This is a genomic window from Bradyrhizobium frederickii, assembly GCF_004570865.1.
Lineage (GTDB): Bacteria > Pseudomonadota > Alphaproteobacteria > Rhizobiales > Xanthobacteraceae > Bradyrhizobium > Bradyrhizobium frederickii.
This window is the reverse complement of sequence record NZ_SPQS01000014.1, coordinates 75,158-89,919: the sequence shown is the minus strand read 5'-3', so window position 1 is coordinate 89,919 and position 14,762 is coordinate 75,158. Positions and strand designations below refer to the sequence as shown.

Sequence of the window (14,762 nt, the reverse complement as noted above, 5' to 3'; positions counted from 1 at the left end):
GCCTAGTCCGCCGTCTTGAGACGGCCGGACCCACAAAAACCCCAACGATTCCATGACCTCCGAACGCTATAACGCCCGCGACGCCGAACCGCGCTGGCAACGCCTCTGGGACGAGCAGGCGATCTTCGTCTCCAAGAACGATGATTCGCGGCCGAAATATTATGTGCTCGAGATGTTCCCCTACCCGTCCGGGCGCATCCATATCGGCCATGTCCGGAATTACACGCTCGGCGACGTGCTGGCCCGCTTCATGCGCGCCAAGGGGTTCAACGTGCTGCACCCGATGGGGTGGGACGCCTTCGGCCTGCCGGCCGAGAATGCCGCGATCGAGCGCAAGGTCGCGCCCAAGGCCTGGACCTACGACAACATCGCCGCGATGAAGAAGCAGCTCCGCTCGATCGGGCTGTCGCTGGACTGGTCCAGAGAGATCGCGACCTGCGATCCCTCCTATTACAAGCATCAGCAGAAGATGTTCCTGGACTTCCTGCGCGAAGGCCTCGCCGAGCGCGAGAAGCGCAAGGTGAACTGGGATCCCGTCGACATGACCGTGCTCGCCAACGAGCAGGTGATCGACGGCCGCGGCTGGCGTTCGGGCGCTGTCGTCGAGCAGCGCGAGATGAATCAGTGGGTCTTCAAGATCACGAAATACTCGCAGGAGCTGTTGTCGGCGCTGGATACGCTGGACCGCTGGCCGGACAAGGTGCGGCTGATGCAGCGCAACTGGATCGGCCGCTCCGAAGGCCTGCTGATCCGCTTCGCGCTGGATGCGGCGACGACGCCGGCCGGCGAGAGCGAGCTGAAGATCTTCACGACGCGCCCGGACACGCTGTTCGGCGCGAAATTCATGGCGATCTCGGCGGATCATCCGCTGGCACAGGCCGCAGCCACGAAGAACCCCGAGCTTGCCGCGTTCATTGCCGAGATCAAGAAGATCGGCACCGCGCAGGAGATCATCGACACTGCGGAGAAGCAGGGCTTCGACACCGGCATCCGCGCGGTGCATCCGTTCGATCCCTCCTGGAAGCTGCCGGTCTATGTCGCCAATTTCGTGCTGATGGAATACGGCACCGGCGCGATCTTCGGCTGCCCCGCGCACGACCAGCGCGACCTCGACTTCGTCAACAAGTACAATCTCGGCAACACGCCCGTGGTGTGTCCGGAGGACCAGGACCCGAAGTCGTTCGTCATCACCGACACCGCCTATGACGGCGACGGCCGCATGATCAATTCGCGCTTCCTCGACGGCATGACCATCGAGCAGGCCAAGGAGGAGGTGGCGAAGCGCCTCGAGACCGAGCTGCGCGGCAACGCGCCGGTCGGCGAGCGGCAGGTCAATTTCCGCCTGCGCGACTGGGGCATTTCGCGGCAGCGCTATTGGGGCTGCCCGATTCCCGTCATCCATTGCCCGAAATGCGACGTTGTGCCGGTACCGGATGCCGACCTGCCGGTGAAGCTGCCTGACGACGCGACCTTCGACCGGCCGGGCAACGCGCTCGACCATCATCCGACCTGGAAGCACGTCACCTGCCCCAAATGCGGAGGCAAGGCCCAGCGCGAAACCGACACCATGGACACCTTCGTGGATTCGTCCTGGTACTTTGCGCGCTTCACCGATCCCTGGAACGAGAACGCGCCGACCACGCCCGCGGTCGCCAACCGGATGCTGCCGGTCGACCAATATATCGGCGGCGTCGAGCACGCCATCCTGCATCTGCTCTACAGCCGCTTCTTCACCCGCGCCATGAAGGCGACCGGGCACATCGCGCTGGACGAGCCGTTCGCCGGCATGTTCACGCAGGGCATGGTGGTGCACGAGACCTACCAGAAGGCCGACGGTACCTATGTGCAGCCGGCCGACGTGAAGGTCGAGGTTGGCGGCAATGGGCGCCGCGCGACGCTGCTCAGCACAGGCGAGGACATCACGATCGGCCCGATCGAGAAGATGTCGAAGTCGAAGAAGAACACGGTCGACCCCGACGACATCATCGAGACCTACGGCGCAGACGTCGCCCGCTGGTTCATGCTGTCGGACTCCCCGCCCGACCGCGACGTGATCTGGAGCGACGAGCGCGTCCAGGGCGCCTCGCGCTTCGTGCAGCGGCTGTGGCGGCTGGTCAACGATTCCGTCGAGCTCGGCAAGGGCGCGCCGACGGCCCGGCCGGCCAGCTTCGGCCCGGATGCCACCCTCTTGCGCAAGGCCGCCCATGGTGCGCTGGACAAGGTGACCACCGGGATCGAGCGGCTGCACTTCAACGTCTGCCTCGCCCATATCCGCGAATTCGCCAATAGCTTCTCGGAGATCCTGCAGCGTCCCGGCCAGCCGTCCGCTGACCTGGCCTGGGCGATCCGGGAAGCCGGCCAGATCCTGGTCCAGCTGTTCTCCCCGATGATGCCGCACCTCGCCGAGGAGTGCTGGCAGGTTCTGGGCCAGAGCGGGCTGGTTTCCGAGGCCAATTGGCCCCAAATCGAACGCGATTTGCTGGTTGAAGACAGCGTGACCCTGGTGGTCCAGGTCAATGGCAAGAAGCGGGGTGAGGTCACAGTTGCAACAGCGGCCCAGAATCCGGAAATCGAGGCTGCCGTTTTGGCCCTCGATGCGGTAAAGCTGGCCCTGGACGGCAAGCCCGTCCGCAAGGTGATCATCGTCCCCAAGAGGATCGTGAATGTTGTCGGCTAGGATCCGCATCGCAGCCCGCTTGCTGGCGGTCGCCGCCCTGGCCGCGTTGACGGCCGGCTGCTTCCAGCCGATGTATGCCGAACGAAACGACGGCACTCCCGGCCTGCGCGAGAAGCTGATGGGCGTCGAGCTGCCCCCGATCAGCAAGCCCAATGCCTCCCGCGAGGCCCGCGTCGGCGTCGAAATCCGCAACGCGCTCGCCTTCAAGCTTTACGGCTCGGCGACGGGCATGCCGCCGACCCACCGGCTGGACATCCGCTTCACCACCAGCCGCTCCTCACTGATCGTCAGCACCGCGACGGGACTGCCGACCAGCGAAAATCTCGGCATCGACGCGCAATACAATCTGATCGACGTCGCAACCGGCAAGTCCGTCGTGACCGGCTCGACTTTCTCGCGCGTGTCCTACGACATGCCGGGATCCTATCAGCGCTTCTCCCGCACCCGCGCCGTGCGCGATGCGGAGGACCGTGCCGCCAACGAGATTGCCGAGAACATCACGACCCGGCTCGCCTCGTTCTTTACCGCTGGGACTTAAACACTCCCCGGGGCGCCCGCAGGGCGAACTATGGTGCGCAATTGCGCACCTGAGAATCTCGATCCAAAATCTCCGGATTCCAGGTTCGCGCGCTGCGCGCCCCGGAATGACGATGGGGCCCGATGGTCGCGCTACGCGGAAAAGAGATCGACAGCTTCCTCGCCCGCCCCGATGCGGGCCGTCCGATCATCCTGCTCTACGGTCCCGACGCCGGCCTCGTGCGCGAGCGTGCCGATGCGTTGATCGCTTCCAGCGTCGATGATCCCAACGATCCGTTCTCGCTGGTCAGGCTCGACGGCGACGAGCTTTCCGCCGAACCCTCGCGCCTCGTCGACGAGGCGATGACGGTGCCGCTGTTCGGCGGCCGCCGCGCGATTCGCGTTCGCGCCGGCTCGCGCAGCTTTGCCGGCGGAATCGAGACGCTGGCCGAGATGAACGTGAAGGATTGCCGCATCGTGATCGAGGCCGGCGAGCTCCGCCCGGAATCGCCGCTGCGCAAGGCCTGCGAGCGCGCCAAGACGGCTGTGGCGATCGGCTGCTATCCCGACACCGAGCGCGATCTCGCCAGGCTGATGGACGACGAGCTGCGGATCGCCAACCTGCGTATCGCGCAGGACGCCCGCGCGGCGCTGATGTCGTTCCTCGGCGGCGACCGCCAGGCCTCGCGCAACGAGCTGCGCAAGCTGACGCTCTACGCCCACGGCAAAGGCGAGGTTACGCTGGACGACGTGATGGCCGTGGTTGCGGACGCGTCCGAGCTGAAGCTCGACCCGATCGTCGACGGCGCCTTCGCCGGGCGGCCCGACATCGTCGAGACCGAGTTCGCGAAAGCCATGATCGCCGGCACCTATCCCGGCGTGATCATCTCCGCCGCGCAGCGCCAGGCTGCCTGGCTGCACAAATCCGCGCTCGCCATCGCCGACGGCCAGCCCGCCTCCGCCGTGCTCGATGGCGGCTTTCCGCGCCTGCATTTCTCACGAAAGCCCGCGGTCGAAACCGCGCTGCGCAATTTCAGCGTGGCGAAGCTCGCCGCCGTCATCGAGCAGCTCGCGACCGCGGCGCTCGACACCCGCAAGCAATCGACGCTCGCCGCCGCCATCGCCCAGCGCACGCTGATGGCGATCGCCGCGAACGCAAAGCGGCGGGGCTGAGCTCTCTCAGAGCCACTGCGAATACAACAAAGCAAGCCGCCAAATCCGTCATCCTGAGGCGCGAGCGGCACGATGCTACGCATCGTGCCGGGAGCCTCGAAGGATGAACGGCCGCGCTGCTGCAGCCGGGCCGTCGCCCTTCGAGGGCCGCTGAAGAAGCGGCCACCTCAGGGTGACGGGAGAGAGATCGGTGCCCGCGCCACGAGACAGCGGAGTTACAGCGCGCCCTTGGCCAGCCGCTTCATCACCTCGTCGAGCTGATCGAGGTTGCGATAGTTGATCTGGACCGAGCCGCCGGGGTCACGGTGATTGACGGTGACCTTGAGGCCGAGCGCATCGCTGACGCGCTTCTCCAGGTCGATCGTGTCGGGGTCCTTTTCCTTCCCTCCAGACGCGCGCGCCTTTTGCGGCTTGCGCTCCGGCACGCCCTCTTCATGCGCGAGCGCTTCGGCCTGGCGGACATTGAGTCCCTCCTCGACGATGCGCTTGGCGGCGGCGAGCGGATCCGGCACGCCGATCAACGCGCGGGCGTGACCGGCCGTCAGCTCGCCGGTCGCGATGAAGGCCTGCACCTCCGCCGGCAGCTTGGTCAGCCGCATCATGTTGGCGACGTGGCTGCGGCTCTTGCCCACGACCTTTGCGATGTCGTCCTGGCTGCGTTTGAACTCGTTGGCGAGCGCGTGATAGCCCTGCGCCTCTTCCATCGGGTTGAGGTCCTCGCGCTGCACGTTCTCGACGATCGCGAACTCCAGCGCATCGCTGTCGCTGATGTCGACCGGGACGATCGGCACCTCGTGCAGACCGGCCATCTGCGAAGCGCGCCAGCGCCGCTCGCCGGCGATGATCTCGTAGCGGTCCTGTGCGCCCTTCACCGGACGCACCACAATCGGCTGGATCACGCCATGCTGCTTGATGGACTCGCAGAGCTCCTTCAGCTCGGCGTCCGAAAAGGTGCGGCGCGGATTGCGCGGATTGGCCTTGATGAATTCGATCGGCACCTTGCGCTGCGCGCGCGGACGATCGACATGCTGAGCCTCGCCGCCGACGTCACCGATCAGACTTGCAAGTCCCCGGCCCAGTCGCGAACGCGCTTCATCGGCCATCGCCAGCTCCCTTGGATTCACGGTGCAGCACTCCAGAACTGAATTGTCGTAAGTTGTAGGATGGGTAGAGCGCAGCGAAACCCATCGCTGTATGCGCTTTGGGTGATGGGTTTCGCTGCGCTCTACCCATCCTACGGATCAACGTCGCTTCAATGCGTCGTACGCAGCTCGCGCTCGCGCTGGATCACTTCGGTGGCGAGCCGCAAGTAAGCTTCGCTGCCGACGCATTTGAGATCGTAGACCAGCACCGGCTTGCCGTAGGACGGCGCCTCCGAGATGCGCACGTTGCGCGGGATCATCGTCTTGTAGACCTTCTCGCCCATGAACTGCCGGACGTCGGCGACGACCTGGTTCGAGAGGTTGTTGCGGGAGTCGAACATGGTCAGCACGATGCCGTGGATCGACAGGTTCGGATTCAACGTCGAGCGCACCTGCTCCACGGTCTGCAGCAATTGCGACAGGCCTTCGAGCGCGAAGAACTCGCACTGCAGCGGCACCAGGATCGCGTCGGAGGCCGCCATCGCGTTCACCGTGAGCAGGTTCAGCGAGGGCGGGCAGTCGATCAGCACATAGGTGTAGTCGGCATCCGGCGAGACGTTGTTGTTGAGCGCGCCGATGGCGTCGCGCAGCTTGAAGGCGCGGCCAGGCGTGGTGCCGAGCTCGAGCTCGAGACCGGAGAGATCCATGGTCGAGGGCGCGATATGCAGCCGCGGCACCGCGGTCGAGACCACGGCCTCGCGCAAGGCGGCTTCGCCGATCAGCACGTCATAGGTCGAGCAGGAGCGGTTGCGACGGTCGATGCCGAGGCCGGTCGAGGCGTTGCCCTGGGGATCGAGATCGACGATCAGGACGCGCTCGCCGATCGCCGCGAGTGCCGTGCCCAGGTTGATCGCTGTGGTTGTTTTTCCCACGCCGCCCTTTTGATTCGCCAGCGCCAGGATGCGCGGGTGGCCATGCGGCACCTCCGCGGTCGGTTCTTGCGTCTTGTCTTGCTGCGGCTCGTCAATCACGGTCATCGAAATTTCCCCACTCAACCCCTGAGCGCCTCAGCTGCGCCGTTCGGCGGCATTGAGCTCCACGATCCAGCCGTCACCCGTGCGGCTCTGGTGCAGCTGAGGCTCAATATTCCAATATTTAGCGGCTTCGGTCAATTCAGCCTCTACATCTTGGCCCTTGAGAAACAGCGCCGTCGCGCCTTGGCGCATCAGCGGCTCCGCAAAGCCGATGAGTTGGTGTAGCGGAGCCAACGCACGCGCGGTCACGCAATCGACGGGGCCGGTGATTCTATCCACATTATCCCCGATCTCAGCGAGATGTACGACTCCCGGCGATGAGGTGATGCGAATTGCTTCGCGCAGGAAGGCCGCCTTCTTGGCGATCCGCTCGACGAGATGGACGCTGGCACCCGGCATCCCGGCCATGGTGCAGGCCAGGACGACGCCGGGAAACCCGCCGCCGCTGCCGAGATCGGCCCAGCGTCTGGCCGTGGGCGCGAGATCGACCAGCTGGAGCGAGTCGGCGATGTGCCGGGTCCAGAGGTGCGGCAAGGTCGAGGGCGCGACCAGATTGGTCTTGGCCTGCCACTCCCGCAGCAGCGCGATGTAGCGGTCGAGCCGCGCTTCCGTTTCATGTGAAACAGGCGCGAGCTTCAGCGCCGCGCGCTTATCGGCGGCGATGACGGAATCCAGCGCCTGATCGTTGGCGCGGGCTTTGTCGATGTTCGGATTGGCCGGCGCGTGGTCCAATCGGCGACCCTCGCCCTCACCTGTTCCGGGTCGTCGTGATAGCGGTCTGTCCCCGCCCGGTCCGCGCTGTTTCACGTGAAACGCCTATGCGATTGGCTGATGCGATTGCCTTATGCAATTGCCTTGGAGCTCTTCCGTGCCTCACGCCGGAGATAGGCCGCGAGGATGCCGAGCGCAGCCGGTGTCATGCCGTCGATCCGGCCGGCCTGGCCGACCGTGAACGGCCGCGCCTTCTCCAGCTTGGCCCGCACTTCGTTGGAAAGACCGGGGACGAGGCTGTAATCGACCTCCGACAGCACCATCCCCTCGTCGCGCCGGAAGGCCTCGACGTCGGCGCTCTGCCGCTCGAGATAGACATCGTACTTGGCGTCGATCTCGAGATGGGTCGCGATCACGGGATCGATCCCCGCCAGCTCCGGCCAGATCGCCCGGACCTGGCTCCAGCCGATCTCCGGATAGGCCATCAGCTCGAAGGCCGACCGGCGCTGGCCGTCCCGGTTCAGGGACAATCCGTGCTTGATGGCCTCGGTTGGGGTGATCGTCAGCGACTTCGAGAGCGTCCGGGCCGCATTCAGGGCGTCCATCTTGGCGCGGTGGTGCAAGGTCCGGGCGCTGCCAACGCACCCCAAGGCGATGCCTTTCTCGGTCAGACGCTGATCCGCATTGTCAGCCCGCAGCGTAAGCCGGTATTCGGCCCGCGAGGTGAACATCCGATACGGCTCGCTGATCCCGCGGGTGACGAGATCGTCGATCATCACACCGAGATAGCCGTCGGCCCGGTCGAACACCGTCAGTGCCGCCCCGCTCGCAGCAAGCGCCGCGTTCAGGCCTGCGACGATGCCCTGCCCGGCGGCCTCTTCGTATCCGGTGGTGCCGTTGATCTGCCCGGCCAGGAACAGACCGCGCAGACGCTTGGTCTGCAGGGTCGGATCGAGCTCGCGGGGATCGATGTGGTCATACTCGATGGCATAGCCCGGACGGACCATCTTCACCCGCTCCAGGCCAGGGATGCTGGCGAGGATCGCGAGCTGGACTTCCTCGGGAAGCGAGGTCGAGATGCCGTTGGGATAGACCGTGCTGTCGTCGAGCCCTTCCGGTTCCAGGAAGATCTGGTGGCCATCGCGGTCGCCGAAGCGGACGATCTTGTCCTCGATCGACGGGCAATAGCGCGGCCCGGAGCTCTTGATCTGGCCGGAATACATCGGAGAGCGATGGACATTGGCCCGGATCACCTCGTGGGTTGCGGCGGTGGTCCGGGTGATCCCGCACTGGATCTGCGGGGTCGTGATCCGCTCGGTCATGACCGAGAATGGCTCCGGCGGCTCGTCTCCGGGCTGCATCTCGACCGCGGACCAGTCGATCGTGGTGCCGTCCAGACGCGGCGGGGTGCCCGTCTTGAGCCGTCCCAAGGTGAAGCCGGCACGCTCAAACGACGAGGAAAGGCCCATCGCCGGGGCCTCACCGACACGGCCGGCGGGCCAATTCTTCTCGCCGAGATGAATGAGGCCGCGGAGGAAGGTACCGGTGGTGACCACCACGGCCCCTGCCCGAAGCTCGCGGCCGTCGGCGAGACGCAGTCCCGTCACCCGGCCCTCGGCCACGATCAGCTCATCAGCCTCGCCTTCAATGACCGAAAGGCCCTCGGTCTCGCGGATCGCGGCCTGCATGGCCGCGGCATAGAGCTTTCGATCGGCCTGAGCCCGGGGACCACGGACAGCCGGACCTTTGCGACGATTGAGCACGCGAAACTGGATGCCGCCGGCATCGCCGACCCGGCCAATCAGACCGTCGAGCGCATCGACCTCGCGCACCAGATGGCCCTTGCCGAGACCACCGATGGCGGGATTGCAGGACATCGCCCCGATGGTCGAGAAACGGTGCGTGACCAGAGCGGTCCTTGCGCCCATCCGCGCGGACGCCGCCGCGGCTTCACAGCCGGCGTGGCCACCGCCAATCACGATGACGTCGAAGCTCTCTCGCTCGGTTCGCATGGGCGGACTTCTAGCTCACAGGCGGGAATGCCGGAAGTGGAAACTGGGAGGCAAACGTGTTTCACGTGAAACGATGGAGGGTGAAACTGATTTCGCGAAAACAACCCCATGCACAGTAGAATGGGCATTGTTCCGACTGCTTTTCCAGGCGGAGAAACCGCAAGTCCGGTTGCGTTTCACGTGAAACAAGCTCGGGGCCGCGGGGGCGGGGCAGGACAGCCGCGGATGGTGGGTCAGGCGGCGTGGCTTTAGCTCATCCGTCCTTGGGCGTTGGGACCGCTGTAGCCCGGCCGACCGACACTGAGCGAAAGAGGTCACGTTTGGTCGAATACGATAAGGCCATCACCTCTCTCACGCAGCGAACGCACTTCAGAATCTTCCGCCCCTTTCCCGGACAAGCAGCGACGCGCGCGTTGCTGCGCAGAGCCGGGATCCAGAAGCTCCGAACTCTTGCGACCGTGGGCCCGGCTCAGCAGCGCACCGTCGAAGAGACGCTGCGCTGCGTCCGGGGCACGTGGTGAGAGAAGAGAGAGCAGCCACCGGCCGGTCCCCGTTCCTGTTTCACGTGAAACACGGGTTCCGCCTTTCACGTGAAACACCAAGAAGTGGAACAAGCGCTAGTCCTACAATGAAGAACTAGATCTACTTTCCAATACAGAACTTCTGGAAGATCGCCCCAAGGACGTCCTCGACGTCCACCCGGCCCAGCAGCCGGCCGAGCGCATACGCGGCGGCCCGCAATTCCTCGGCGGCCAGCTCCTCGCCCTCTTCTACAAGCTCGAGGCTCCGGCGCAAGCTGTCCGAGGCCCGGCTCAACAGCTCCCGCTGGCGCGCCCGGGTCACCATGGCGCCCTCGCTGGCTCCGAAGAACTCGGCCGCGAATTCGACGAGGGCCTGGACCAGATCGGGGATGCCGTCGCCTTCACGCGCCGAGATCGCAAACTCGCCGCGCGCCACAGCGCCCCCGGCCCCACCCAGATCGATCTTGTTGCGGATGATCCAGATCGGGCCGCTGGACCGATCGCCGTCCTTCCCGGAATTCCGAAGCACCCGCATCGTCTGGGGATCGACGGCTTGCCCGGACTCGACCAGCCACAACACCAGGTCAGCATCCTCGGCCCGCGCCCGCGCCCGGCGCACGCCCTCCTGCTCGACCGGATCGTCGGTCTCGCGGATGCCGGCGGTGTCGATGATCGTGACGGGATAGCCGTCGAGGTCGAGCTGGACCTCGATCACGTCGCGCGTCGTGCCGGCATGCGGCGAGACGATCGCGACCTCGCGGCGCGCAAGCTGGTTCATCAGCGTCGACTTGCCGACATTCGGCTCGCCCGCGATCGCAACCACGAGCCCGTCGCGCAGGCGTTCGGAATGTCCCTGTGCCGCAAGGACATTTGCAATTTCGTCGTGCAGCGCCTTGATCGCCTCGACGGCCGGCGCCATCAATTCGGCCGGTACATCGCCCTCGTCGGAGAAATCGATGCCGGCTTCGATCAGCGCCGACGCCTCGATCATGCGCTCGCGCCAGTCGCGCGCGCGGTCGCCGAGCAGGCCCTGCAATTGCCGCAGCGCCTGGCGCCGCTGGCGGTCGGTGTCGGCGTGAATGAGATCGTCGAGACCCTCGGCTTCCGTGAGGTCGAGCTTGCCGTTCTCGAATGCCCGCCGCGTGAACTCACCCGGTTCGGCCGCGCGCGTATTCTGAATAACAGAAATCGAGGCAAGGAGCGCCGCCAGCACCGCGCGGCCGCCATGGACGTGAAATTCGGCGATGTCCTCGCCGGTCGCGCTGGCCGGTCCTGGAAACCAGAGCACGACAGCATCGTCGATCGGCTGGCCCGCCCCGTCACGGAGCAGCCGGCGGCTAGCCAGCCGCGGGGCCGGCAGCTTGCCGGCAAGCGTCGTCAGCACCAGGCTGGCCTGTGGGCCCGACACGCGGACGATGGCGATCGCGCTCGGGGCCCGACCGGACGACAATGCAAAGATGGTCTGGTCTCGCGGATGCATGGCCTATTTGTCCAGCTGCCGATCAAAAGGCAAATGTCCGCTCGGGCGACAGACAGCAGGGTTTGCTGCACCGTCTAAGCCCCTCTTATTGCAGCGCAGCATAATAGGGAATTTGCTGCATTATTCCCAGCGGCTATCCACGTGGGCAGCGGACCGCCACCTATTACGTAGCTAAATCAACACATTAAGTGGACCGCTGCCCCGGCCTCACCTCGCATTTCATGCTGCGCATCCGCTGCAACAAACCTGCACAATAAAAAGGGCGCCCGGAGGCGCCCTCTGAACTTACGCAGGTTATGCTGCACCGCACTCAAGTGTTCATGGACTCGAAGAACTCCGAATTGCTCTTGGTCGAGCGCAGCTTGTCGAGCAGGAAGTCGATCGCGTCCATCGTGCCCATCGGATTGAGGATGCGGCGGAGCACATACATCTTCTTGAGCACCTGCGGGTCGGTGATGAGCTCTTCCTTGCGGGTGCCGGAACGCGAGATGTCGATCGCCGGGAACGTGCGCTTGTCCGAGACCTTACGGTCCAGGATCAGTTCCGAGTTACCGGTGCCCTTGAACTCTTCGAAGATGACTTCGTCCATGCGGCTGCCGGTGTCGACCAGCGCGGTCGCGATGATGGTCAGCGAGCCGCCCTCCTCGATGTTGCGGGCGGCACCGAAGAAGCGCTTCGGGCGCTGCAGCGCGTTGGCGTCGACACCGCCGGTCAGCACCTTGCCGGAGGACGGCACCACGGTGTTGTAGGCGCGGCCGAGACGGGTGATCGAATCGAGCAGGATCACGACGTCGCGGCCATGCTCGACCAGGCGCTTTGCTTTCTCGATCACCATCTCGGCGACCTGGACGTGGCGCACCGCCGGCTCGTCGAAGGTCGACGACACGACCTCGCCCTTCACCGAGCGCTGCATGTCCGTGACTTCTTCCGGACGCTCGTCGATCAGCAGCACGATCAGGTAGCACTCGGGATGATTGTGCGTAATCGAGTGCGCGATGTTCTGCATCAGCACGGTCTTACCCGTGCGCGGCGGCGCCACGATCAAGGCGCGCTGGCCCTTGCCGATCGGAGCGACGATGTCGATCACCCGTGCAGAAAGGTCTTTCCGCGTCGGATCGTCGATTTCCATGCGGAAACGCTGATTCGGAAACAGCGGTGTGAGGTTGTCGAAATTGACCTTGTGCTTGGCCTTTTCCGGGTCCTCGAAATTGAGCGTGTTGACCTTCAGCAGCGCGAAATAGCGCTCGCCCTCTTTCGGGCTGCGGATGTGGCCTTCGATGGTGTCGCCGGTGCGCAGGCCGAAACGGCGGATCTGCGACGGCGAAACGTAGATGTCGTCCGGGCCCGGCAGATAATTAGCATCGGGCGAACGGAGAAAGCCGAAGCCGTCGGAGAGAACCTCGACGACGCCCTCGCCGACGATGTCGGTTTCGGCGAGCGCAAGTTGCTTGAGGATGGCGAACAGCAGCTCCTGCTTGCGCATCGTGCTGGCGTTCTCGACCCCATGCTCTTCCGCGAACGAGACGAGCTCGGCCGGCGTCTTCGACTTGAGGTCCTGAAGTTTAATTTCCCGCATTGGGGTGGTCCTGTGGGGTAACCTTGGAAGGGGGGTGCGAGGAGGCTCTGAAATGCGGACGTGAGAAGGTAAGGTCCGCAGGTCTGGCAAGGTTAAGTGCCGGTGAGGCTTCAAACCTGATGCGGTGTCCGGCCTCTGGAAAGCTCAGACACAACCACATCCGCCTGCGTTGGGTGGGATGTCGCCAATATAGAAAATCGCTTCCTGCTCCGCAAGCCGAAGCGCTGGGCTTATCGTCACGGGCCTTGCCTAGAACGGCTTCACGATCACCATGATGACGATGAAAATCATCAGAACGGTCGGCACCTCATTGATAATGCGATAGAATTTCTGGGTGCGCGGGCGCCGGTCGGCGGCGAAATCCTTCAGCCAGCGGGAAAAAAAGCCGTGGACCGCAGACATCGCCAGGACCAATGCCAGTTTTACGTGCAGCCAGCCGAATGAGAACCAATGGCCGGACCAGGCGAGATAAAGCCCGGCGAGCCAGGTGACGGTCATGGCAGGGTTGATGATGGCCTTGAGGAGCCGACGTTCCATCACCTTGAACGTTTCCGACTGCTTCGAGCCGATCTCGGCCTCGGAATGATAGACGAACAGTCGCGGCAGATAGAGCATGCCCGCCATCCAGGCGATGACGGCGATCACGTGCAGCGCCTTGATCCAGAGATAGACGTCTTCGAACATTTTCGGGGGTCCGGCTCTGCGCAGTGAACTGGGGATAGTAAGAACTCGTTAAGGTCTCACCGTGCACACATATCCGTCCGTAGCGCCTTCCTCAAATCTAGAATCTTAGATTCTTAAGGTTTGAGTCTATGTGACCGTGGATTGGACTCATGCAATTCCATCCGCGAGTTGACGCGCGCTTGTTCACATCCATCCACATATCCCGATAAGGTCTGCCGACTTCCGATAAGTCTGGCGGCTGCAAAGACTTGCGCGATTCTGTCGGCAGCTTATCAAGGCGGTTGTCCGCGCAATCCCGTTTCCGGCCCGACCGGGCGGCAAACTTGTTCTGAGGGGCAGCGGTGTGAACAAAATTGGCACTTGTCCCGCCCCCGGTGTCGCGCAACCCTTTCCGAGAGGTTAAGCTCCACAGAAATCCACAATCCACACCGCCCTCATACAAAGAGTTTTTGTGCCGACCTCGAACAATTATTTCCATCTGCACCTTGTCTCCGACTCCACCGGCGAGACGCTGATCACCGTGGCGCGCGCGGTTGCGGCCCAATACGCCAACGTCACGCCGGTCGAGCATGTCTACCCGCTGGTGCGCAGCCAGAAGCAGCTGGATCGCGTGCTCGACGAGATCGAGGAAGCCCCGGGAATCGTGCTGTTCACGCTGCTGGAGAAGGATCTGGTCTCCAGGCTCGAGGACAAGTGCAAGGAGATCAACGTTCCGAGCCTGTCGATCATCGGCCCGGTGATGCAGCTGTTCGAAGCCTATCTCGGGGCTGCGACCACGGGCCGCGTCGGCGCCCAGCACGTCCTCAACGCGGAATATTTCAAGCGCATCGACGCGCTGAACTACACCATGATCCACGACGACGGCCAGCATGTCGAAGGCCTCAACGATGCCGACGTGGTCCTGGTCGGCGTCTCCCGCACCTCGAAAACGCCGACCTCGATTTATCTCGCCAATCGCGGCATCCGCACCGCCAACGTGCCGCTGGTTCCCGGCATTCCGGTGCCCTCGCAATTGGAGACGCTGACGCGGCCGCTGGTCGTCAGCCTGCACGCGACGCCGGAACGCCTGATCCAGATTCGTCAGAACCGCCTGCTCTCGATGGGAGCGGAGTCCGGCAGCGAAACCTACACCGACAAGCAATCGGTCACCGAGGAGGTCGCGTTTGCGCGCAAGCTCAGCGCCAAGCACGATTGGCCGCTGCTGGACGTCACGCGCCGCTCGATCGAGGAAACCGCGGCAGCGATCATGAAGCTCTACAGCGATCGCCAACGCAACCGGCCTTCCGAATAGGTGTC

The 14,762-nt window shown here is 64.3% G+C and carries 11 protein-coding genes; 4 read left to right on the top strand and 7 right to left on the bottom strand.

The window, feature by feature from the left end; genetic code table 11:
• Positions 1-52 precede the first annotated feature (52 nt).
• The 3 genes from leuS (at position 53) to holA (ending at position 4,366) form a co-directional block, all read left to right on the top strand.
• Complete coding sequence (gene leuS / locus E4K64_RS23960) at positions 53-2,677, top strand: leucine--tRNA ligase (protein WP_135165707.1); 2,625 nt, start codon at positions 53-55, stop codon at positions 2,675-2,677.
• Positions 2,664-3,215, top strand: coding sequence for an LPS assembly lipoprotein LptE (lptE, locus tag E4K64_RS23955; RefSeq protein ID WP_135165706.1), 552 nt, complete (start codon positions 2,664-2,666; stop codon positions 3,213-3,215). Before leuS ends, lptE begins: the two co-directional genes overlap by 14 nt.
• A gap of 122 nt (positions 3,216-3,337) precedes the next feature.
• A complete protein-coding gene (gene holA, locus E4K64_RS23950; protein WP_135165705.1) occupies positions 3,338-4,366 on the top strand; it encodes a DNA polymerase III subunit delta in 1,029 nt (342 codons plus the stop codon).
• A gap of 215 nt (positions 4,367-4,581) precedes the next feature.
• On the opposite strand, the gene E4K64_RS23945 is transcribed toward holA, so the two are convergent.
• The 7 genes from E4K64_RS23945 to hemJ all read right to left on the bottom strand — a co-directional run bounded on the left by E4K64_RS23945 (position 4,582) and on the right by hemJ (position 13,466).
• Positions 4,582-5,469, bottom strand: a complete 888-nt coding sequence (locus E4K64_RS23945) for a ParB/RepB/Spo0J family partition protein (RefSeq protein ID WP_167772222.1) — start codon at positions 5,467-5,469, stop codon at positions 4,582-4,584.
• 149 nt (positions 5,470-5,618) lie between these two features.
• Positions 5,619-6,485, bottom strand: a complete 867-nt coding sequence (locus E4K64_RS23940; RefSeq protein WP_135165703.1) for a ParA family protein — start codon at positions 6,483-6,485, stop codon at positions 5,619-5,621.
• 30 nt (positions 6,486-6,515) lie between these two features.
• Entirely contained in the window at positions 6,516-7,157 is a 642-nt protein-coding gene (gene rsmG / locus E4K64_RS23935) for a 16S rRNA (guanine(527)-N(7))-methyltransferase RsmG (protein WP_235884766.1), read from the bottom strand.
• A 167-nt stretch (positions 7,158-7,324) separates the two neighbouring features.
• Positions 7,325-9,205 carry a tRNA uridine-5-carboxymethylaminomethyl(34) synthesis enzyme MnmG gene (gene mnmG / locus E4K64_RS23930; protein ID WP_135165701.1) on the bottom strand — a complete coding sequence of 627 codons (1,881 nt, stop codon included), beginning with the start codon at positions 9,203-9,205 and terminating at the stop codon, positions 7,325-7,327.
• 642 nt (positions 9,206-9,847) lie between these two features.
• Positions 9,848-11,206: a tRNA uridine-5-carboxymethylaminomethyl(34) synthesis GTPase MnmE gene (gene mnmE, locus E4K64_RS23920; RefSeq protein ID WP_135165700.1), complete on the bottom strand. Its 1,359-nt coding sequence runs from the start codon at positions 11,204-11,206 to the stop codon at positions 9,848-9,850.
• A 310-nt stretch (positions 11,207-11,516) separates the two neighbouring features.
• A complete protein-coding gene (gene rho, locus E4K64_RS23915) occupies positions 11,517-12,782 on the bottom strand; it encodes a transcription termination factor Rho (protein ID WP_135165699.1) in 1,266 nt (421 codons plus the stop codon).
• A 249-nt stretch (positions 12,783-13,031) separates the two neighbouring features.
• Entirely contained in the window at positions 13,032-13,466 is a 435-nt protein-coding gene (gene hemJ / locus E4K64_RS23910) for a protoporphyrinogen oxidase HemJ (RefSeq protein ID WP_135165698.1), read from the bottom strand.
• A 451-nt stretch (positions 13,467-13,917) separates the two neighbouring features.
• On the opposite strand from hemJ, the gene E4K64_RS23900 reads away from it, so the two are divergent.
• Positions 13,918-14,757: a pyruvate, water dikinase regulatory protein gene (locus tag E4K64_RS23900; RefSeq protein ID WP_126256874.1), complete on the top strand. Its 840-nt coding sequence runs from the start codon at positions 13,918-13,920 to the stop codon at positions 14,755-14,757.
• Positions 14,758-14,762: the final 5 nt, after the last annotated feature.